This window comes from Variovorax sp. ZS18.2.2, assembly GCF_024701975.1.
Lineage (GTDB): Bacteria > Pseudomonadota > Gammaproteobacteria > Burkholderiales > Burkholderiaceae_C > Variovorax.
Genome location: NZ_JANLNM010000007.1, coordinates 220,924 through 244,529 on the forward strand (window position 1 = coordinate 220,924; position 23,606 = coordinate 244,529).

Genomic DNA, 23,606 nt, shown 5'->3' on the forward strand with positions numbered 1-23,606 from the left:
GCGTTGTTCGAAAAGGCCGATCAAGGCCGGTGCATCCAGCGATTGCACGCTCGCAAGTTCCGCATTCACAGTCTGAACTCCTCGGTTTCCGATTCGGTGGCATCCCACGCGGCCAGCGCCGGCGGGATGGCGTTGCGCGGCACCTCGACATCGCCGTGGCGCGGCCCGTCGCCGGTGGCCGCTGCGGTGCCCTCTGCGGTGTGCACGGCGGTGTGCATGGCGGCCGCCATCGCGGCCAGTTCGGGCCGGGCGAAGACCGCGCGCACGTCGATGCTCCAGCCGCGCCGGCGCAGGTGTTCGAGCAGTTGCAGCGCGAGCAGCGAGTGCCCGCCGAGCGCGAAGAAGCTGTCGTGGCGCCCGATGCGCTCGATGCCCAGCAGTTGCGACCAGATCGCGGCAAGCACCTCTTCGATCTCGCCCTGCGGCGGCGCCCAGGCGCGGTGGCCGAAGGCCTCGTCGTCCGGCACCGGCAGCGCCTTGCGGTCGAGCTTGCCGTTGCCGTTCAAGGGCAGTGCCGCCAGACGCACATAGGCTGCCGGCAGCATGAAATCGGGCAGGCGCCCGGCGAGCCGGTCGCGCAGCCGCGCCGGCTCCAGCACGTCGTCGGGCGAGGCCGGCACCACATAGGCGACCAGCGCCGGCGCACCGGTGCGGTCTTCCCGCGCGAGCACCGCCGCCTCGGCTATGCCATCGAGCGCGCGCAACTGCGCCTCGATCTCGCCCGGCTCGATGCGTTGTCCGCGCAGCTTGATCTGGAAGTCGTTGCGGCCCAGGTACACGATCGCGCCGTCGGCGCGCCAACGGCCAAGGTCGCCGGTGCGGTAGAGGCGGCCGCCTTCGGCAAAGGGGTCGGCAATGAAGCGCTGCGCGCTCAGGTCCGGGCGGTTCAGGTAGCCGCGCGCCACCTGCACGCCGCCGATGTAGAGCTCGCCTGCAACGCCGATCGGCACCGGGCGCAGCGCAGCGTCGAGCAGGTACAGGCGGGTGTTGGCGATCGGCCGGCCGATCGGCACCGCATCGCCGTCGTCGCTCCCGCAGGTCCAGGCGCTCACATCCACCGCCGCTTCGGTCGGGCCGTAGAGGTTGTACAGGCGCGCATGCGGCAGGCGTTCGCGGCATTGGCGCGCGAGCGCGGCCGGCAGCGCTTCGCCGCTGCAGATCACGCGCCGCAGGCTGGCGCAGCCGGCAACGGCATCGGGCCGGGCCAGAAAGGCCTGCAGCATCGACGGCACGAAATGCAGCGTGGTCACGCCGCGCGCGCGGATCAGTTCGCCCAGGTAGGCCGGGTCCTTGTGCCCGTCCGGCCGCGCCAGCACCAGCCGCGCGCCGGCCATCAGCGGCCAGAAGAACTCCCACACCGACACGTCGAAGCCGAACGGCGTCTTCTGCAGCACCACGTCGTCCGGCGTCAGCGCATGGGCCTGTTGCATCCAGTGCAGGCGGTTGACGATGCCGCGGTGTTCGTTCATCACGCCCTTGGGGCGGCCGGTCGAACCCGAGGTGTAGATCACGTAGGCCAGGTGGCCTTCGTGGAGCGCCGGGCCGGAGGCATCGGGATCGGCCTCGATGTCGGCGAACGCGTCGATGGGCGTGTCGCGATCCATCACGAGGGTGCGCACTTTCGAAAGGCGCGGCGCCAGTTCCGGATCGGCCAGCACCACCACCGGCTCGGCCTCGTCGAGCATCTGCCGCAGGCGTTCCGGGGGATGCGAAGGGTCGAGCGGCAGGTACGCGCCGCCGGCCTTGAGGACCGCGAGCAAGGCGACCACCAGCATCTCGCTGCGCTGCATGAACACACCCACGCGCGCGTCCGGCCCGACACCCGATTCGCGCAGTTGCCGCGCCAGGCGGTTGGCGCGGGCATCGAGCCCGGCATAGCTGAGCTGGCGGTCCTCGAACACCAGCGCGGTCGCATCGGGGCGCTGCGCGGCCTGGCGCTCGAACAGCTGGTGCAGCAACAGGCCGCGCGGGTAGTCGACGGCGGTGGCATTGAAGCCGGTCAGCACCTTCTGGCGTTCATCCTCCGGCAGGACATCGATGCGCAGCAACGGTCGCTGCGGTTCGCCTTCGAGTGCATCGACCAGCGCATGCAGCGCTTGCGCGACGAAGCCGCAGATCCGCCGCGCATCGATGCTGCGGTCGATCTCGGCGGTGAGGCCGAAGCCGTCTCCATGGTCGTCCACATGCAGCACGAACGGATAGTTGGTGCGGTCGTGCCCGCCGAGCGATTCGATGCCCGGCAGGCCCGCGGCCTCGCCGTCGCGGCGGCTGTAGCGGTAGTTGAGCAGGCTGGCGAAGAGCGGCGCGCCGGCCGGCAAGCCGCTGCAGCGCTGGACCAGGCTCAGCGGGGCGTGCTCGTGGCGCAGCAGCTCGGCCAGGTCGGCATGCACGCGGCGCAGCGCCGCATCGGTTTCGGCGCCCTCCACGCGCACGCGCAGCGGCAAGGTGTTGAGGAACATGCCCATCGCGCGCGCCGCCTCGGCACCGGCCTGCAGGCGGCCGAACAGCACCGTGCCGAACATCACATCGCTCCGGCCGCTGCAACGCGCGAGCACCAGTGCCCAGGCGAGATGGAACACGCTGGCAGCGCCCACGCCGCGCAGCCGCGCCTGTTCGCGCAGGCGCTGCGCGAGCGAGGGATCGAGTTCGCTGCGCGCCTGCACCACGCCGCGGCCGTCGCCGCGCACATCGCCCAGGCCGAACGGCACGGTGGTCGCGTCGACATCGCCCAGCACGGCACGGAAATAGGCTTCGTGTTCGCCGTCGGCCGCGCCCTGGCGGGCCTGCGCGACGAAGCGCCGGAACGGCATGGGCACCGGCAGGAGGTCACGCTGCCCCCGCAGCATCAGCATGACCTCCTGCACCAGAAGCTGCGAGGCGGTGTGGTCGAGGATCATGTGGTGGTGCAGCAACTGCAGCCGCCAGCGCCCGCTGTCGCGCTCCTCGATGGCGTGGCCGCGCAGCATCGGCGCGCGGCTCAGATCGAGCCGCGCGCCGGCGAGTGCGCTCAGGCGTTCGGCCGCCTCTTCCGCAAGCGCGCTGGCAAGCATCTCGATGTCCAGCTCGGCCCGGCGCTGAACCAGCTGCACCGGCTGTTCCAGGCCCTCCCAGTGCACGCTGGTGCGCAGGATGTCGTGCCGCGCGATCACTTCGCGCAGGGCCTGCACGAACCGGTCCAGCCGTTCGCGGCTGTCGAAGCGCAGCAGCGTCGGCATGACGTAGGCATCGCCGCCCTCGCCTTCGCCGTGCAGCCGGTGATGAAAGAGGATGCCTTCCTGCAGCGGCGCGAGCGGATAGATGTCCTGCACGTTGCGCACGCCGCCCGGCACCTGCGCCACGAGGCGGTCGATCGCGCCCTGGTCGAGCGCAAGCAGCGGCAGCATCGCCGGCGTGATCGCCCCGGCCGCCTCATCGATGCGGTACGTCAGGGGATCGCTGCGCTGGCGCTCCCGCAGCAGCGCGATCAGCTCCGGCTTGCGCTCGCGCAAGGCCTGCACCAGCGCCGGATCGGCGAGCAGGCGCGCGTCGCCCTGCAGCGCCAGCCGCTCGCCGTCCAGGCGCAGGGTGAGGCCGCGCGAGGCCAGCGTGTCGAGCAGTTGCGCTGCACTCATAGAACGATCTCCTCCAGTTGCACGGTGGCGGCGGCAAGGTCGGCCAGGGTCTGCGCGTTGAACACCATCTGCACGTCGACCTGGAGTTGCTGCGCACCCATGGCGTGGATCAGCTGGATCGCCAGCGCCGAATGCCCGCCAAGTTCGAAGAAGTTGTCGTGGCGGCCGACCCGCTCGACACCGAGCAGCTCGCTCCACACCGCCGCGAGGCGGATTTCGATGTCGGTTGCCGGCGCGGCGTAAGCCTGCCGTGCAAGGCCGTCGTCGCCCGGCAGCGGCAGCGCCTTGCGGTCTAGCTTGCCGTTCGCATTGAGCGGCCAGGCGGCCAGCACGATGTAGGCGCCGGGCAGCATGTAGTCCGGCAGTTGCGCACCGAGTTGCGCGCGCAGCGCCGAGGGCTCCACGGCAGCGCCCGGCTGTGCGAGCAGGTAGGCGATGAGGCGCGGCTCGCCGGGCGGCTCGGCGCTCGCGACCACGACGGCTTCGCGCACACCGTCCAGGCGCGCGAGCCTCGCCTCGATCTCGCCGAGCTCGATGCGGTAGCCGCGGACCTTGACCTGGAAGTCGTTGCGCCCCAGGTACGCGATGCTGCCGTCGGCGCGCCAGCGGCCGAGGTCGCCGGTGCGGTACATGCGCGCGCCGCCGTCGCCGTCGCCCTCGCTTTTGAACGGATCGGGCAGAAAGCGCTCGGCGGTGAGGTCCGGCCGCCCCAGGTAGCCGCGCGCGACCCCGGCACCGCCGATGTGGATTTCGCCGGCCACGCCGATCGGCACGGGCTCGCCGTGCGCATCGAGCAGGTAGATGCGCGCACCCGGCATCGGGCGGCCGATGTGCGGCACCGCGCCCGCGACCGGGCCGCAGGTCGCATCGACGCTGCATTCGGTCGGGCCGTACATGTTGTGGAACTGCACGATGTCGGCTTCGGCAAGGCGCTGCCATGTCGCGGCATCGAGCGCTTCGCCGCCGAGCAGCAGCTTGCGCAGCGAAGCGGCGCGCCGCTGCCCGAAGCCGGCCGCATGCAGCATGCGCAGGTGCGAGGGCGTGCACTCCATCGCCTCGATGGCATGGCGCTCGAGAAAGTCGAGCAGAGCCTCCGCATCGAGGCGAGCGCGCTCGGGCAGCAGGTACACGCTGCGGCCGAACGCGAGCTGGCCCCAGGCCTTGACCGCCATGTCGAAACCGAACGAGGAGTTCCACGCGACACGGCGGCAGTCCGGCGCCGGGCCGTGAATGCGCCGTTCCATGCCGCGCAGGAAATTGAGCACGTGGCGGTGCTCGACCATCACGCCCTTGGGCACGCCGGTCGAGCCCGAGGTGTAGATCACATAGGCCAGATGGGCCGGCACCAGGCCGACCGCTTCGGGGTCGGGATCGTGCGTGGGCGCATCGGCCCAGCGCGGGGGCGAGGCGTCGTCGTCCAGCACCAGCACCGCGCATCCGTCGGGCACCCGCAGCCGCGCGCGCAGGCGGGCGTGGGTCAGCACCGCCACCGGTGCGCTGTCGGCCAGCATGTGGGCGAGGCGGTCGTCGGGATGCACCGGGTCCAGCGGCACGCAGGCGCCGCCGGCCTTGAGCGTGGCCATCAGCGCGACGCCCAGGTCCACGCTGCGTTCCAGGCACAGCGCGACGCGATCGTCGGGACGCAAGCCCAGGCGGCGCAGATGATGGGCGATGCGGTTGGCGCGGCGGTTGAGTTCGCCGTAGTCGAGCGCGTCGTCTTCGTACGCGAGCGCCAGCGTGCGCGGCTGCGCCGCGGCCTGCGCCTCGAACAGGCGATGCAGCAGGCCATCGCCGTCGGTGTTTCCGCCGGCATTGAACGCATGCAGCACCTGCGCACGTTCGTCCCCGGCCATCAGGCCGATCCGGTCCACCGGCGCCGCGGCATCGGCCACCATGCCGCGCAGCATCGCCACCAGCGCATGCCAGTGACGCCGCACCGTGGCCTCGTCGTACAGGGCCGTGGCGTAGTTGAACTGGCCGGTGATTCGTTCGCCGGCCGGTTCCAGGTCGAGCGACAGATCGAACTGCGCGCTGCCGGCGTGGCTCGCGAGGTTGTCGAATTCGAGGCCGTCGAGTTGCAGCCGCGCGGGCGGCGTGTTCTGCCACGCGAGCCGAACCTGGTAGACCGGGTTGAAGGCGCTCGAGCGCGTCGGGTTGAGCGCCTCGACCACCTGCTCGAACGGCACGTCGCGGTGTTGCTGGGCCTGCAGCGCGACCTGCCGGGCCTGGGCCAGCAGGCTGCCGACATCGATGCCGTCGTCGATGTCCAGGCGCAGCGCCTGCGCATTGACGAAGAACCCGATCAACGGTTCGAGCTCGGCCCGGTCGCGTCCCGCGATGCTGCTGCCGAGCACCACCCGCGACTGGCCGCTCAACCGCGCCAGCACCGCCGCCCACGCCGCCAGCACGGTCATGTACACGGTGACGCCGTGGCGCTGTGCCAGCGCGCCCAGTTCGCGGGTCAGCGTCCCGTCGAGGCCGACGTCGATGCTGGCGCCGCGGTAGTCCTGCTGCGGCGGCCGCGGCCGGTCGGTGGCCAGGCCGATGAGCGGCGGTGCATCGCGCAAGCGCTCGACCCAGTACCGCAACTGCGGCTGCAGCGCCTCGCCCTGCAGACGGCGCCGCTGCCAGGCGGCGTAGTCGCCGTACTGGACCGGCAACGCCGGCAGCGGATCGGGTTCGCCGCGGCGGAACGCGCCATACAGCGCCGAGAACTCATGCGCCAGCACGCTGAGCGACCAGCCATCGGAGACGATGTGGTGCATGGTGACCAGCAGCACGTGGTCGTCTTCGGCCAGGCGCAGCAACTGCACGCGCAGCGGCGGGTCGCGCGCGAGGTCGAACGGCGCCGCGGCCTCGGCCTGGCACAACGCGCGCAAGGACAACGCGCGCAAGGCGCTGTCGCCAGGTCCGTCGAGTTCGCGGTAGCCCAGGGCGACGCCGTGGGCCGGTTCGATGCGCTGGCGCGGCTCGCCGTCGATGACGACGAAGCGCCCGCGCAGCGACTCGTGGCGCGCAGCGATCCGGTCCAGCGCGTTCTGCAGCGCGATGCGATCCAGGGTTCCGCGCAAGCGCAGCGCGGCAGGCAGGTGATAGGCCGCGCCGGCCTGTGCGTCGATCCGGGTCACGTACCACAGGCGCTGTTGCGCGTGCGACAGCAGAAGCGGTGCGCTGCGATCCGCCGGCACGATCGGATCGATAGGATCGATCGCGCAGGGCATGAGTATGGGTATGGCCCGCGCCATCTCGGCGGCCAGTTCCGCGAGCCGCGGCTGTGCGAACACCGTCGTCAGCGCCAGCTCCACGCCAAAGCGCTGGCGCAGTTGCGAGAGCATCCGCACCGCCAGCAGCGAATGCCCGCCCAGCTCGAAGAAGCCGTCGTCGCGGCCGATGCGCGCGATGCCGAGCAGCGACGACCAGATCTGCGCCAGCGCCTGCTCGTGCGCACCCCGTGGCGCCTGGTAGCTGCGTTGCGCGCGGGCCCCGTCGTCCGGTGCGGGCAGCGCGGCGCGGTCGAGCTTGCCGTTGGCGTTGAGCGGCAGCGCGTCCAGCCGCACGAAGGCGGCCGGCAGCATGTGCCCGGGCAGGTGTTCGGCCAGGCGCGCGCGCCACTGCGCCACGTCGGGTGGCGAGCGATCCGGGTCCGTGACCACATAGGCCAGCAGGCGCTTGTCCCCGTCTGGCCCCTGCGCGGCAATCACCACGGCTTCGCGGATGCCGTCCAGGCGCATCAGCGCTGCCTCGACCTCGCCCGGTTCGATGCGGAAACCGCGGATCTTGACCTGCTGGTCGTCGCGGCCGAGGAACTCGATCGAGCCATCGCCGCGCCAGCGGCCGAGGTCGCCGCTGCGGTACATGCACGGTGTCGGCGCGTGCGCCGGCGGCGCTGCGAACGGATCGGCCACGAAGCGCTGCGCGGTCAACCCGGGCCGATGCAGATAGCCGCGCGCCACGCCGGCGCCGCCGATCCATATCTCGCCGACGACACCGACCGGCACCGGTTCGCCATGCGCATCGAGCAGATGGACGCGCGCGTTGGGCACCGGATGGCCGATGCTCAGCGGCGAGTCCCCGGCGCGGCAACGTGCGACGGTGGCGTTGATCGTGGTCTCGGTCGGGCCGTAGGCATTGGCCAGCGCGGGGCGATGGCCCCTGCGCTGCCACCATGCATCGAGCGCGGCGGCGCCGACCGCATCGCCGCCGATCACGATCTGGCGCAGCGACGGTGGAAACACCGCATCGGGCGCATGGGCCAGTCGCTGCCAGAACAGCGTCGGCAGGTTGGCGACGGTGAGCCGGTGCGCGGCGCACAGTTCGCACCAGCGCCGGGGTTCCGCGAGCCATTCGTCGGTGCGCAGCACCAGGGTCGCGCCATGGCTGAGCGCGCCGAAGATCTCCTCGCCTGCGACGTCGAAGCTCAGGCCGGAGAACTGCAGCACGCGGTCTTCGGCACCGAAGCCGTAGAGCGATTGCAGTGCCGCGATCTGATGGGAAAGCTGCCGGTGCTCGACCATCACGCCCTTGGGCGTGCCGGTGGAACCGGAGGTGTAGATCACATAGGCCAGGTGCGAACCGTCGTCGGCCAGGTCCTTTCGATCGGGCGCATGCGTGGGCGCGTCCGCCCATGGCGCGGGTTCGTCGAGCGCGATCGTCGTGCAGCACGAGGGCGGGTGCAGGCGCGAGTGCAGACCGGTTTGAGTGAGCAACACCGCCGGTGCGCAGTCCTCCAGCTGCCAGGCCAGCCGACGGTCCGGATGGGACGGATCGAGCGGCACATACGCGGCGCCGGCCTTGAGCGTGGCCAGCACCGCGACGATCAGGTCGAACCCGCGCGGCAGGCACAGCGCGACGCGCCCCTCGGCGCCGACGCCGAGGCCGCGCAGGTGGTGGGCGAGCCGGTTGGCGCGCCGGTCGAGTTCGAGGTAGCTGAGCCGTTCGCCATCGTGTTCCAGCGCGATGGCCTGCGGCCGCAGCGCGGCCTGGTGTTCGAAAGCGGCGTGCGCGAAAGCGTGTGCGGGAAGTGCCGACTTGCCTTCGGCGAATGCATGCAGCAGCCGGTCACGCGCGTCGGCGTCGAGCAACGCGATGCGATCGACCGGCCGGCGCTCGTCGGCGGCCATGCCGCGCAGCATCGCGACCAGGCTGCGCCAGTGGCGGCGCACCGTGGCCTCGTCGAACAGGGCGGTGGCGTAGTTGAGCTTGCCGGCGATGCGGTCGCCCTCTTCCTGCAGGTCCAGCGCCAGGTCGAACTGCGCGCCGGCCGGCAGGCTCTCGACCCGTTCGACGGCAAGGCCGGCCAGTTCCAGCGCCACCGCGGGCGTGTTGTGCCAGGCCAGCATCAGCTGGAACACCGGATGGTGGGCCATCGAACGCGGCGGGTTCAGCGCCTCGACCAGGCGTTCGAAGGGCACGTCCTCGCGCGCCTGCGCCTGCAACGCGGTGCGGCGCACCTGGGCCAGCAGGTCGGCCACTGTCGGGGTGCCGTCCAGCGTGATCTTCAGCGCCTGGGTGTTGATGAAGCAGCCGATCAACGGCTCGATCTCGACCCGGCCACGGCCGGCGTGCGAACTGCCGATCACCACCTGCGACTGGCCGCTGTAGCGCGCCACCACGGCGGCCCAGGCGGCCAGCACGACCATGTAGAGGGTTGCGCCGTGGCGCTGGCCGAGTGCGCGCAGGGCCTGCGTGGTGCCGGCGTCGAGGTCGACCGCGAAGCTCGCGCCGCGGTAGTCCTGCAACGCTGGCCGCGGCCGGTCGCAAGGCAGCTCGGTCAATGCCGGCGCGCCCTGCAATTGCGCGACCCACGCCTGCAGCCGGGCCTGTGCAGGCTCGCCTTGCAGGTGCTCGTGCAGCCACGCCGCATGGTCGGCGTACTGAATCGGCAGCGAAGGCAGAGAGGGCGCTCGCCCATCGCGCCGTGCGCTGTAGGCGATGGCGAACTCGCGCATCAGCACGCTCAGCGACCAGCCGTCGGAGACGATGTGGTGCATCACCACCAGCAGCACGTGATCTTCGTCGGCCACGCGCAGCAGCAGGCCGCGGATCGGTGGACCCGCCGCGAGATCGAAGGGCTCGGCCGCAGCCTCGCGGCACAGCGCTTCGATCCGCGCCGCATCCGAACCGATCGCATCCTGCTCGCGCAGATCGAAACCGTGCGGGGCATCGATGTGCTGCCAGGGCTGGCCGTCGATCGCAACGAAGCGCGTGCGCAAGCTTTCGTGCCGGGCCACGACCTGGTCCAGCGCGGCGCGCAAGGCCACGCGGTCGAGCGCGCCGCGCAGGCGCAAGGCGCCAGGGATGTGGTACGCAACGCTGGCCTGCGCATCGACACCCGCGATGAACCACAGGCGCTGCTGTGCCGGCGACAACGGCAGCGGACGGCTGCGATCGGCGGGTGCGATCGCCGCCATTTCGCTGCGGCCGGCGGCGGCCACGCTTGGGGCCAGTGCGGCCAGGCGCGGGTGCGCGAACAGGGTGGCCAGCGCGAGTTCGGCGTCGAAGTGTTCGCGGATACGGGAGATCAATCGGATGGCCAGCAAGGAGTGGCCGCCGAGTTGGAAGAAGTCGTCGTTGCGGCCGACCTGCTGGACGCCCAGCAGTTGAGACCAGATTTCGGCGAGGGCTTGCTCGATCTCGCCTTGCGGTGCTGCGTAGGCACGCTGACCGAACGCATTACCCTCGGGCGCTGGCAGCGCCTTGCGGTCGAGCTTGCCGTTCGGTGTCAGCGGCAACGCATCCAGCACCACGTAGGCCACCGGGACCATGTAGTCCGGCAAGTGCTGGCTCAGCTGTGCGCGCAGTTGTGCGGCATCGGCATTCCCTGTCAGGTACGCGACCAAGCGCTTGTCGCCGGGCTGGTCTTCGCGTGCGAGCACTGCGGCCTCGCGCACGCCGTCCAGGCGAGCCAGCTGCGCTTCGATCTCCCCCAGCTCGATGCGGTAGCCGCGGATCTTCACTTGATGGTCGTTGCGGCCCAGGTACTCGATGCTGCCGTCTGCGCACCAGCGGCCCAGGTCGCCGCTTCGGTACATGCGTGCACCGTCGAACGGGTTGGTGAGGAAACGCGCTTCGGTGAGGTCGGGCTGCGCCAGATACCCACGCGCAACCTGGACTCCACCCAGGTACAGCTCGCCAACGACGCCCACCGGCACCGGAGTGCGCTGCGCGTCCAGCACGTAAATGCGGCTGTTGCCTATGGGTTGGCCGATTGGAGGCAGGTCTTCCCACCCTTCGGGCGCACCACTCAGAGTGTGCGCGCTGACCACATGGGTTTCGGTCGGCCCGTAGTGGTTGTGCAGCCGCGCCTGCGGGTGCCTCTCGAACATGCGACGGATCGCCGGCGTGATCCTGAGTTGCTCTCCTGCCGTGATGACATCCCGCAGCATCGCCAACGGTTCACTGCGCTGTGACCAGAGTTCGCTCAGGTTGTTCAGCGCGATGTAAGGCAGGAACATGCGCTCGATCGACTCTTCGGCCAGCCATTCGGCCAGAGCCGGCAGGTCTTGACGCAGCGCTTCGTGCAGCAGCACCAAGGTGCCACCGCCAGCGAGCGTGCTGAAGATCTCCTGGAAGGCGACGTCGAAACCCAATGCAGCGAACTGCAGCGTGCGCGCGGGCTCGGGCAACTGCTCGCGCTGCCAGGCCAGCAGGTTGACCAGGCCACGGTGCGGCATCGCCACGCCCTTGGGCACACCGGTCGAGCCGGAGGTGTAGATCACATAGGCCAAGTGCTCGGGGCGCAGGCCCAGCTCGTTCGCGTGCAGATTGGCCGTGGATGCGTTGGCCCATGCCGGCTCGGCTTCGTCCAGCAGGACCGAGGCTGCATTGCCCAGCGCCAGGCACTCGATCAGTCGGTGTTGACTCAGCACCACCACCGGCTCGCTGTCACGCAGCATCTGCGCCAGACGCTCATCGGGGTACGTCGGATCGAGTGGCACGCAGGCACCGCCGGCCTTGAGCGTGGCCAGGATCGCCACCACCATCGCCAGGCTGCGTTCGACGCAGATCGCCACGCGGTCGTCCGGCCCGACCCCCAGCCGGCACAGGTGCCGCGCCAATCGGTTCGCCTGCTCATTGAGGTCGCGGTAGCTCAGCTGTGCGCCATCGAGTTCCAGCGCAATGCGATCCGGATGCGCCGCCGCCTGCTGCTCGAAGGCTTCATGCACCAAGGCCGGTGCGGTGTATTCGCAGCTCGTGTCGTTGAAGCCGTGGAGCACGCGCTCGCGTTCCTCGGCAGGCAGCACATCGAGCGCCAGCAGCGGCGTATCGGGTGCTTCTTCCAAAGCCTGCGCAAAGGCTTGCAACGCCTGCTGCACGAACCCCGCGACTCGCCCGGCCGACACCGCGGCATCCACCTGCACCGTCAACTCGAAATCGCTCCCGTCGTCGTCGACGTACAGGCCGAAGGGATAGTTGGTGCGGTCGCGCACCTCGAGCAATCGCACGCCATCCAGCACCTGCGCATGCGCGACCCGGCTGTGCCGGTAGTTGAGCAATGCAGAGAACAACGGCACCTGCGCCGGCATCGCGCTGCAACGCTGGGCCAGCACCAGCGGCGCATGTTCGTGGCGCAGCAGTCCGCTCCATGCCGCATGGGTCTCGCGCAGGCCCTGCACCGCCCCGCGCCCGGCCAGCGCAATCCGCATCGGCAGCGTATTGATGAACATGCCGACCGCGCGATCGGAGCCAGTGCCGCCGTGCATGCGGCCGAACAGCACCGTGCCGAAGACGACATCGTCGCGCCCGCTGCACAGGGCCAGCACCCGGGCCCAGGCCAGATGGAACAGGCTGGCCGCGCCCACGCCGTGGCGCATGGCCAGCGCGCGCAGCCGCGCCGAAAGCGCCTGCGGCAGCGTGACGCGCGCCTGCTCGATCTGCGAGCCGTCGCCCTGCACGTCGAGCAGACCGAAGGGCGCGGTCGGCTCATCGACATCGCCGAGCATCGCGCCGAAGAACGCCTCGTGCTCCGCCGCGCTCACGCCATGGCGCGCCTCTGCGACGAAGTTGCGGAACGGCACCGGCGGCGGCAACCCGGCGGCGGAGCCGCGCTCGATCGCATCGATCTCCTCCACCAGCCGCTCCAGGGTGGTGTGGTCCATCACGAGGTGGTGATAGGACAGCAGCAGCAGCCAGCGCCCGCTGGCCTCGTCGCGCGCGGCAACGCCATGCAGCATCGGCGCGCGCCGTACGTCGATGCGCAGGCCGCGCACTTGCGGATGCGCGCGCAGGCGCCCGGCCGCGGTGCCCGTACCCGGCGCCAACGTCAGCGTGTCCACAGCGAAGCCGGCACGCCGCCACACGACCTGCACGGGCTCGCTCAGGTTCTCCCAATGGACCGCGGTGCGCAGGATGTCGTGGCGTTCGATCACCTGCGACAGGGCCGCGATGAAACGGTCCATGCGCGGCCTGCTGTCGAACTCGAGCAGCGTCGGCAGCACATAGGTGTCGGTGTCGCGCTCCAGCAGGTGGTGGAACAGGATGCCCTGCTGCAACGGCGCGAGCGGATAGATGTCCTGGATGTTGGCCGCGCCGCCGGGCGTGGCCTGGACGATCCGCGCGATCGCGGCTGCGTCGAGATCGACCAGCGTCAGCATCGCGGGTTCGATCGCAGTGCAGCCGGGGGGAATCAGAGGGGGCGGCACGGCCACCGCATCGTCGTGCCGGATCGTCGCGGCCAGGGCCGCCAGCTTCGGATGCGTGAACAGCGAGCGGATGTCGGCCGACCAACCGCGTCGGCCCAGTTGGTCGAGCAGCCGGATGGCCAACAAGGAGTGGCCGCCGAGTTGGAAGAAGTCGTCGTTGCGGCCGACCCGCTCAACGCCCAGCAGTTGAGACCAGATTTCGGCGAGGGCCTGCTCGATTTCGCCTTGCGGTGCTGCGTAGGCACCCTGACCGAACGCATCTCCCTCGGGCGCGGGCAGCGCCTTGCGGTCGAGCTTGCCGTTCGGTGTCAGCGGCAATGCATCCAGCACCACGTAGGCCACCGGGACCATGTAGTCCGGCAAGTGCTGGCCCAGCTGTGCGCGCAGTTGCGCGGCATCGGCTTGACCGACGAGATACGCGACCAAGCGCTTGTCGCCGGGCTGGTCTTCGCGTGCGAGCACTGCGGCCTCGCGCACGCCGTCCACACGCACCAACTGCGCTTCGATCTCACCCAGCTCGATGCGGTAGCCGCGGATCTTCACTTGATGGTCGTTGCGTCCAACGTATTCGATGCTGCCGTCGGCACGCCAGCGGCCCAGGTCACCGCTTCGGTACATGCGTGCACCGTCGAACGGATTGGTGAGGAAACGCGCTTCGGTGAGGTCGGGCTGCGCCAGATAACCCCGCGCAACCTGGACTCCACCCAGGTACAACTCGCCGACAACGCCAACCGGCACCGGCTGGTGCTGCGCGTCCAGCACGTAAATGCGGCTGTTGCCGATCGGCCGGCCAATCGACGGCAGGTCTTCCCATTGCTCCGGCTGCCCGCTCAAGGTGTGCGCGCTGACCACGTGCGTTTCGGTCGGCCCGTAGTGGTTGTGCAGCCGCGCCTGAGGGTGCCTCTCGAACATGCGACGGATCGCCGGCGTGATCCTGAGTTGCTCTCCTGCCGTGATGACATCCCGCAGCATCAGCAGCGGCGCGCTGCGCTGCGACCAGAGTTCGCTCAGGTTGTTCAGCGCGATGTACGGCAGGAACATGCGCTCGATCGACTCTTCGGCCAGCCATTCGGCCAGAGCCGGCAGGTCTTGACGCAGCGCTTCGTGCAGCAGCACCAAGGTGCCACCGCCAGCGAGCGTGCTGAAGATCTCCTGGAAGGCGACGTCGAAACCCAATGCAGCGAACTGCAGCGTGCGCGCGGGCTCGGGCAACTGCTCGCGCTGCCAGGCCAGCAGGTTGACCAGGCCACGGTGCGGCATCGCCACGCCCTTGGGCACACCGGTCGAGCCGGAGGTGTAGATCACGTAGGCCAGGTGCTCGGGGCGCAGGCCCAGTTCGTTCGCGTGCAGATTGGCCATGGATGCGTTGGCCCACGCGGGCTCGGCATCGTCCAGCAGGACTGAAGTCGCATCGAGTCGCGCTGCCAATCCGCGCTGGCTCAGCACCACCACCGGCTCGCTGTCGCGCAGCATCTGCGCCAGACGCTCATCGGGGTACGTCGGATCGAGCGGCACACAGGCACCACCGGCCTTGAGCGTGGCCAGGATCGCCACCCCCATCGCAAGACTGCGCTCGGCGCAGATCGCCACGCGGTCGTCCGGGCCCACCCCCAGCCGGCACAGGTGCCGCGCCAATCGGTTCGCCTGCTCGTTGAGGTCGCGGTAGCTCAGCTGTGCGCCATCGAGTTCCAACGCGATGCGATCCGGATGCGCCGCCGCCTGCTGCTCGAAGGCTTCGTGCACCAAGGCCGGTGCGGTGTATTCGCAGCTCGTGTCGTTGAAGCCGTGGAGCACGCGCTCGCGTTCCTCGGCAGGCAGCACATCGAGCGCCAGCAGCGGCGTATCGGGCGCTTCTTCCAAAGCCTGCGCAAAGGCTTGCAACGCCTGCTGCATGAACCCCGCGACGCGCCCGGCCGACACCGAAGCATGGATCTCGGCAGTCAGCACGAAATCCCCACCCAGATCGTCGACGTACAGGCTGAACGGGTAATTGGTGAGATCGCGGCCGCCAAGGTAGTGCATGCCCGCGGCGATCTCGGTGTCGCCGAAACCCTCGCTGCGGCTGTGGCGGTAGTTGAGCAGCGCCGAGAACATCGGTGTGTTCGGCGCCAGGCTGCTGCAACGCTGGGCCAGCGTCAGCGAGGCATGCTCATGGCGCAGCAGCCCGCTCAGCGCCACGTGCGTCTCGCGCAGTCCCTCTGCCACCCCGCGCCCGCCCAGCGCGATGCGCACCGGCAGCGTGTTGATGAACATGCCCATCGCGCGGTCGATGCCCGCGCCGCCCTGCATGCGGCCGAACAGCACCGTGCCGAAGACGACATCGTCGCGCCCGCTGCACAGGGCCAGCACCCGGGCCCAGGCCAGATGGAACAGGCTGGCCGCGCCCACGCCATGGCGCATGGCCAGCGCGCGCAGCCGCGCCGACAACGCCGGCGGCAAGGTCAGGCGTGCCTGCTCGACCTGCGAGCCGTCGCCCTGCACGTCGAGCAAACCGAAGGGCGCGGTCGGCTCATCGACATCGCCGAGCATCGCGCCAAAGAACGCCTCGTGCTCCGCCGCGCTCACGCCCTGGCGCGAGCGCGCAACGAATTCGCGGAACGGCACCGGTGGCGGCAGGGCCTCGCCGCGCCCCTGCAGCAGCGCCACCACCTCGTGCAGGATCAGCTCGGTGGTGGTGTGGTCCAGCGTCAGGTGATGGTGCAGCAGCTGCAGCAGCCAGCGCCCCGACACCGGGTCGAACGCCGCATGGGCCTGCAGCATCGGTGCGCGGCGCAGGTCCAGGCGCACCTGCCGCGCATCGGCACGGGCCTGCAACTGCGCCTGCACGTCGCCACCGGCCGGGTCGACGTGCAGTTCCTGCAGCATCAGCGCAGCGTGGCGCCAGACCACCTGCACCGGCGCGTCCAGCCCTTCCCACTGCACGGCCGTGCGCAGGATGTCGTGGCGCGCGATCACCTGCTGCAACGCGGCCATGAAGCGGTCGAGGCGTTGGCGGTCGTCGAAGCGCAGCAGCGCCGGCAACACGTAGGCATCGCCCTCGCCCTGCAACAGGTGGTGGAACAGGATGCCTTCCTGCAGCGGCGCGAGCGGATAGATGTCCTGCACGTTGCGCGCGCCGCCGGAAACGCCATCGACGATCCGATCGATCTGCGCCTGGCTCAGTGGCACGAGCGGCAGCATCTGCGGCGTGATGCGCTCGCACCGTGCGGGGATCGCATTGGCCGGCACCGGCGCCGCGCCCTGCCCGGCCTGCCCGGCCTGTCCGGCCTGTGTCACGCGCGCCGCGAGCGCGCTCAGCGTCGGCTCGGCGAACAGGTGGCGGATCTCCAGCTCCAGGCCTTCGCGCTGCATGCGCTCGACCAGTTGCACGGCGAGGATCGAATGGCCGCCGAGCTCGAAGAAGTTGTCGTGGCGGCCGACCCGTTCGACGCCGAGCACGTCGGCCCACAGCCGGGCCAGCGCCGCTTCGGTCGCGCCTTGTGCCGGCGCGTGGTCGCGGTGCTGCCACGCGCGAGGGTCGGGCGCCGGCAGTGCCCGGCGATCGAGCTTGCCGTTCGGCGTGAGCGGCAGCGCATCCAGCACGACGAAGGCGGCCGGGACCATGTGGTCCGGCAGGTGCTCGCGCAAGGCGGCGCGCGCAGCGGATGGATCGAACGCGGCCCCGGCAACGAGGTAGGCGACCAGGCGCGTGTCGCCGGGCATGTCCTCGCGCGCGATGGCGACCGCGTCGGCGACACCATCGCGCCGCATCAACTGCGCCTCGATCTCGCCCAGTTCGATGCGGAAGCCGCGGACCTTGACCTGCTGGTCGTTGCGGCCGATGTATGCCAGGCTGCCATCGGCGAGGTAACGGCCCAGGTCGCCGGTGCGGTACATGCGCGCGCCCGGCACGCCGCCGAACGGATCGGGCACGAAGCGCTGCGCATCCAGTTCGGGCCGCCGCAGATAACCGCGCGCGACGCCGGCGCCGCCGACGTACATCTCGCCCGTGCAGCCGACCGGCAGCGGCCGGCCCTCCGGGTCGAGCACGTACACGCTCAGGTCGGGAATGCGCACGCCGATCGGGCTCGCCCCGGTGCGCCCTGCGTCGGCCGGTTCCAGCACGCGGCAAGTGACGTGCACCGTGGTCTCGGTGATGCCGTACATGTTGACGAGGCGCGTGGCCGCGTTGCGCTCCTCCGCATACCAGGGCCCGAGCGCTGCCATGTCCAGCGCCTCGCCGCCGAGGACGACATGGCGCAGCGCATGCCGCGGCAGCTCCGGCGAGCCGGCCTGGCAGGCGGCAGCGGCGAACTGGCGGAACGCGCCCGGCGTCTGGTTGAGCACGGTCACGCCCTGCTCGCACACCAGGCGATGGAACTCCGCCGGCGCGCGGCTGACCGCGTGCGGCACCACGACCAGGCGCCCGCCGTGGATCAGCGCGCCCCACAGTTCCCACACCGAGAAATCGAAAGCGAAGGAATGGAACAGGGTCCACACGTCGCCCCGGCCGAAATCGAACCATGCCCGGGTCGCATCGAACAGGCGGCTGACCTGCGCGTGTTCGACCATCACGCCCTTGGGCAGCCCGGTCGAGCCGGAGGTGTAGATCACGTAGGCCAGGTGCGATGGCGCGAGCCCTTCGACATGCGGGTTGCCGGCGGGCGCATCGGCCCACGGTGCCTGCTGGTCGAGGTTCACCCGCCTGCATGACGCTGGCGTCTGCAGGCGATCGAGCAAGGCAATGTCGCCGAGCAACACCACCGGCGCGCTGTCGCGCAGCGTGTGCGCCAGGCGCTCGTCCGGATACACCGGGTCCAGCGGCACGTAGGCGCCGCCGGCCTTGAGCGTGGCCAGGATCGCGACCACCATGCCGAGCCCGCGCGCAAGGCCGATCGCGACCAGATCGTCCGGACCGACGCCGAGCGCTCGCAGGTGATGGGCCAGCTGGTTGGCGCGCCGGTTGAGTTCGCCATAGCTCAGCCGTTGGCCGTCGAACTGCACCGCGACCGCATCGGGTTGTTGCCTGGCCTGCCGCTCGAACAACGCGTGAATCAACGACGGCGCACCGGTGTCGAGCCGCGGCCGGTTGAAGCCGTGCACGACGAGTTCGCGCTCGGCCGCGTCCATCAGCGGCAGGTCGCGCACGCGCGTGTCCGGCGCATCGAACGCGGCGCGGCACAGGCCCTGCAGCCGCCGCAGATGCGCGGCCATCTCCTCTGCGGAGAACAGCGCCGGGTCGTGGTTGAACTCGATGTGCACCGGGCGCCCGTGCTCGTAGTCGCGCACGTACACCGCCAGCGGCTGGCGCTCATGGCCGTTGTGCAGCGGAAGCACCGAGGTGCGGATGCCTTCGAACCCCAGGTCGCCCTGGAAGGACTCGACCGACAGCGACAGGTCGAACAGCCCGCGGCGCTCGCCCACCCCGGCCAGCAGTTCGCGGTGCAGGTCGGCCAGCGGATAGCGCTGGTGGCGGTAGCACTGCTTGAGCTCGCCAGCGACGCGGCGCAGCGTCTGCGCAAAAGTCTCCTCGGGATCGACCGCGATGCCGACGGGAATCGCGCCGGAGAACATGCCGGGCATGCGCCTTTGCGCCGCGCCGGTGCGGTTGTGCACCGGCATGCCGATCACCACTTCGTCGTCTTCGCGTCCACTCCAGCGCGCGAAGTACACCGCCAGCAACGCCGCGAGGAAATGCGTGCTCGATGCGCCCTCGGCCGCGGCCACTTCGCCAAGGCGGTCGTGGTCGGCGCGGTCCAGCAGCCAGACGGCCTGCGCGACCTTGCGGCCGATGCGGCCGCGCTGCGCGGCCTCGAACAGCGGTGCGGCCAGGCGCGAATGGCGATGCAGCCAGAAGGCGCGATCGGCGGCGTAGCGCGGCGAGGCCAGGTACTCGGCGTCCTTGCGGATGAAGTCGGCGTAGTCGGCGTAATCGGCGTCCTCATGAACATCGCCGCCGACCGCCGGCTCGCCGCGCCCGAGCCGGTTGTAGGCGTCGGCCACGGCATTGCCGATCAGCGACACCGACCAGCCGTCCGCGACCAGGTGATGGAAGCACCCGAGCCAGTAGCCGCGCCCGGGCGCGACCTGCAGCCATTGCATGCGCCACAGCCGCTGGCCGTACAGCGCGAACGGGGCGAGGAAGGCGGCGCGCATGTGCGCCCAGGCGCTCGCCTCCGGATCGGCCTGGCTGCTGAAATCGAAGCGCTGCAGCGGTGCGTCCACCGTCTCGGCGAAGCGTTGCATCACCCCGCTGGCGCCACGCTCGAGCACGGTGCGCAGCGCCTGGTGGCGCCCGGCGACCGCACGGATCGCGGCCTCCAGCCGGTCGGGGTCGGTCGGCCCCTCCAGGCGGGTTGCGACGCCGATGTTGTAGCAGGGCAGGTCCGGCGCGAGCGACTGGTCGAGCCAGACCGCCTGCTGGGGCGAGCTCAGGGGATGGAGGAGTTCGCTGCTCATGGCCCGCTGCCGTCCGGCACCAGCGTTTCGAGCCGGCGCAGGCGCCGGTGGCCGAGCGCGAGAACGGTCAGCACCAGGCCGATCGCGCCGCTCACGAAGAACAGGAAGCCGATGCCCCGGCCCGGCCCGGTGCCGAACCATGCGCCGACCGTGGCGGCCAGGGCGCCGCCCGGGCGCAGCGCCGGCTCCAGCACCGCGTCGGCGAGCCAGCCGCCGGCCAGCAGCACCACGCACATCACCCCCATGTTGGACGCGGTGATCAGCGCGAACACGCTTCCCTGCCGGCCCATCGGCGCCTTGCGCATCCACAGCGCATGCGAGCACGCCACCGAGGTGCTGCCGCAGAAGAGGCACACGAACGCCGCCGCGCACCACCAGGCCGGCGTGGTCGCGCAGCCGGCGGCCAGCACCGCCGCGCACTGCACCGCGTCGCAGGCCAGCACCCATCGCATCAGCCCGTGGCGAATGAAGGCGGTGGCGACCAGGACCGAACCGAGCAGGCCACCGGCGATGCCGACCGACATCACCAGGCCCAGCACGTCGCTCGAATGCGTGGACAGCACCAGCGGCGTGACCAGCGTCGTTGCCAGCACCAGCAGGCACTGCACCAGCGCGCCGTAGCCCAGCAAGGCGGCCATCAGCGGCTGCTCGCGCAGGTACGCCAGCGCGCCGGCAAGGCTGGCCCACGGCGATGTGCGGACGGGCGGGTCGCCGGCGCGCGGCCCGCCGCGCACGTCGCTGCCGGCCCGGGTCAGGGCCGCGAACACCAGCGCGGCGCCGGCCAGCAGCAGGCACAGCTGCGTCGCCATGACGCCCTGCAGGCCCGTCCGCGCCATCAGGAAGCCGGCCGCGGCGGGCGCGCCGACCTGCACCAGCGCGCGCGAAATGCCGGTCAGCCCGCCGACCTGCGCGAAGCGGTCCCTGGGCACGAAGCGGCTGACCGCCACCCGGATCGCCGGCCGCCGCAGCGCGCCGACCGCCGCCGCGACCGCGGCGTAGGCATACAGCGCGCCGATGCCGAGCCGGCCGGACATCAAGGCCAGCACGATCGCGAACGTGCCGACGATGGCGGCGACATCGCACGACAGCACCACCCAGCGCCGGTCATGCCGATCGGCCAGCGCGCCGGCGAACGGCGTGACCAGCATCGCCGCCAGCGCGGCGGCCAGCACCGAGAACGAATAGTCCTGCGCGGAGCCGGTGCGGGAGAAGATCCACACGCCCACCGCGAAGCTGACCAGCGTGGTGCCGAGATCGAAGGCCGTCTCGCTCAGCCACAGCAGCGCGAACGTCGATCGCGCACGCAACAGAGGTTGCAGCGGGGTGACCGGTTCGTCGCGGGTCGAAGTCGCTGCGGCTTCCACGGTCGCTTCCTGCATGGCGTGCGCTCTCTGGATTCCCACGCTCAATGAAGCGCGGGGACGATTAATACAAATGGCGCAATATTTGAATTATTGGAGTTGGACATGATGGGAAGCCTTGAAACAATGTTGACCCATCGATTAAGAAAATTCGTTCCATTTCGATTCACTGTGGCAACGCCAGCCTCGCAAGCGCGGCAAATAACATGAATAACGCAGTGTTTATGTTTAAATTTGTTGGCGCGTACACAATGAGAACTTCGGAATAGAGTCACCAAATGAATTACAAGGACTCTTTCTGTTTCAATTCGCGCCGCAGCATGAATGCACGGCGTCGACAGAGGGAACTCAGTCTAATTCGAAACGCAATCCCGGATTCCTGCTGCGTGTTCAGATGGCCACGAGACACCGGTATCCGGGTGCGGCGGAGCCCGGCGATATTCGCCGAGGTCGTTCGCAATAAACGACGTATTGTTTTAATTTGTTGGAGCAAATTCGCGAAAACGCCGGAATGGCATCGTGCGAATTAAGAAGATTCGTTCCATTTCGATGGAACGCGACGACACGACCAGGTCACAATTTCAACAAGACGTATTGGGCCTTTTGACTGAAGGCCAAATCCCTCGAAATACCGGGTCTTTTCGCGCATCCGGGCGCGCAAGCACAAGCCGCCGGCCGTTGCAGCCGGCAGCAGACGCCATGAGGCGGGTGGCTCAGGTTCGCTGGGGGTTCAACCGCTGCGCGCGGTTGCCGAGGCTATTGCCGCGCCGTGCGGATGTTCGCCGGCAGCGCCTGCGGCCAGCTCGTGCGGAACGGGTTGATGTCCAGCCCGCCGCGCCGCGTGTAGCGCGCGTACACCGCGAGCTTGGTCGGTTTGCAGCGGCTCCAGATGTCCGTGAACATCCGCTCGGCGCACGGCTCGTGGAACTCGTTGTGGTTGCGAAAGCTCACGATGTACGCGAGCAGCCCGGCCTGATCGATCGGCGGGCCGCTGTAGCGGATCTGCACGCTGCCCCAGTCGGGCTGGCCGGTCACGAGGCAGTTGCTCTTGAGCAGGCGGCTGGTGAGGGTTTCGTTCACATGCACCTGCGTGGTGTCGCTCGTGAGCAGCTCGGGCGCGGGCTGGTAGTGCGTGCATTCGATGTCGAGCCGGTCGAGATCGAGGCCGTCGATCTCGTGCACCGGTTCGCGGTCGAACAGGTCGGGCGTGAGCAGCTTCACGCCGATGCCGGCCGATTGGTCGCTGCCGCGCCAGGCGGCTTCGGCCAGGTCGGTGCGCAGGTGCTCGCGCACCGCATCGATGCTCGCGAAGGTGCTGTTGTTGAAGCTGTTGAGGTACAGCTTGAACGACTTGCTCTCGATGATGTTGGGCGTCTCGCAGGGGATGGTGAAGTGTGCGATGGCCAGTTGCGGCTTGCCGCGCGGATTGAGCCAGCTCACCTCGAAGGCGGTCCAGAGGTCGGCGCCGAAGAAGGGCAGCGCATCGCTCTTGATGCCCATGGCCTCGCGCTGCGTGGCGCGGGCGATGGGGAAGAGCAGCGACGGGTCGTATCTGTCGGCGTAGGCCGAGGCGCGGCCGAGCTGCGATTGCTCGGGGGTGTTGGGGTTGTCCGGGTGGTTGTCGAGGCTCATGGCGTCTTGTCCTTGGCGAGGACCGCGTTCGTGGCGGCATCGGCAGCATGGGCGAACGGGGCGATGTGGTTGGCGAGGATGGTGCAGACCTCGGGCGGCAGGTCGTGGCCCATGCCGGGCACGGAGATGAATGTCGAACCCGGGATGCGCGCAGCCGAATCCTTGCCGCAGGCGATGGGCACGAGCGCATCGGCTTCGCCGTGCAGCACCAGCGTCGGGCGCTGGATGCGCGCGAGCACATTGGGTCGGTCGTCGTCGGCGCCGATGGCAAGCATCTGCCGCATCAGCCCGGCCGGGTGGTAGGCGCGGCGCATGCTGAAGGTGAGGCGCTCGGCCAGTTCTTCGTCGGTCTGCGGATAGGCCGGGCTCTGGATCAGCCGCAGCAGCTTGATGCTGTGCGCCACGAGCTCGGCTTCGCCCTTGCCCAGGGGCCTGCGCATGAGCATGGTGCCCACTTCACGGCGCGGGCCGGGCAGGCCGCGCGCGCCGCTCGAACTCATGATGCTCACGAGGCTGGCGGTGCGCTCCGGCGCCGTGGCGGCCAGGCGCTGCGCGATCATGCCGCCCATCGAGGCGCCGACGATGTGCGCCCTGGCGATGCCCAATGCATCGAGCACGCCGATCGAATCGTGCGTCATGTCCTGCAGCGTGTACGCCGAGCGCACCTTCAGGCCGAGCCGGTGGCGGATGGTTTCCCACACGATGTTGCCGACGCCTGCATGGTCGAAGCCCTGGCTCAGGCCAATGTCGCGGTTGTCGTGGCGCACCACGCGAAAGCCCGCGTCGACCAGTTGCTGCACGAAGGCGGTGGGCCATGCCACCAGCTGCATGCCCAGGCCCATGATGAGCAGGATGACGGGGCGCCCTTCGCCTCCGGTGTCGTCGACTTCGATCTGCAGCCCGTTGGCGGTGACTTTCATCAG

At 69.9% G+C, this 23,606-nt stretch carries 4 protein-coding genes and 1 pseudogene; all 5 read right to left on the bottom strand.

Annotated features, from left to right (window positions below; all coding sequences use genetic code 11):
* Positions 1-230: 230 nt before the first annotated feature.
* Positions 231-3,395: pseudogene (locus NU688_RS24820) on the bottom strand (amino acid adenylation domain-containing protein); the annotation flags it as partial.
* Between the two features lie 212 nt (positions 3,396-3,607).
* Positions 3,608-19,690 (bottom strand): non-ribosomal peptide synthase/polyketide synthase, encoded by a 16,083-nt coding sequence (locus NU688_RS24825; RefSeq protein ID WP_257863488.1) that lies wholly within the window; start codon positions 19,688-19,690, stop codon positions 3,608-3,610.
* Complete coding sequence (locus tag NU688_RS24830; RefSeq protein WP_257863489.1) at positions 19,687-21,069, bottom strand: MFS transporter; 1,383 nt, start codon at positions 21,067-21,069, stop codon at positions 19,687-19,689. Before NU688_RS24830 ends, NU688_RS24825 begins: the two co-directional genes overlap by 4 nt.
* A gap of 738 nt (positions 21,070-21,807) precedes the next feature.
* Positions 21,808-22,683 carry an NADPH-dependent 7-cyano-7-deazaguanine reductase QueF gene (queF, locus tag NU688_RS24835; protein ID WP_257863490.1) on the bottom strand — a complete coding sequence of 292 codons (876 nt, stop codon included), beginning with the start codon at positions 22,681-22,683 and terminating at the stop codon, positions 21,808-21,810.
* Complete coding sequence (locus NU688_RS24840) at positions 22,680-23,603, bottom strand: alpha/beta fold hydrolase (protein WP_257863491.1); 924 nt, start codon at positions 23,601-23,603, stop codon at positions 22,680-22,682. The genes queF and NU688_RS24840 overlap by 4 nt, the downstream gene beginning before the upstream one ends.
* Positions 23,604-23,606 lie beyond the last annotated feature (3 nt).

What these genes read in the sequence shown, in the direction of transcription:
- NU688_RS24830 (WP_257863489.1), bottom strand. Translation starts at nt 21,069, where the DNA reads ATGCAGGAAGCGACCGTGGAAGCCGCAGCGACTTCGACCCGCGACGAA.
- queF (WP_257863490.1), bottom strand. Translation starts at nt 22,683, where the DNA reads ATGAGCCTCGACAACCACCCGGACAACCCCAACACCCCCGAGCAATCG.
- NU688_RS24840 (WP_257863491.1), bottom strand. Translation starts at nt 23,603, where the DNA reads ATGAAAGTCACCGCCAACGGGCTGCAGATCGAAGTCGACGACACCGGA.
- NU688_RS24825 (WP_257863488.1), bottom strand. Translation starts at nt 19,690, where the DNA reads ATGAGCAGCGAACTCCTCCATCCCCTGAGCTCGCCCCAGCAGGCGGTC.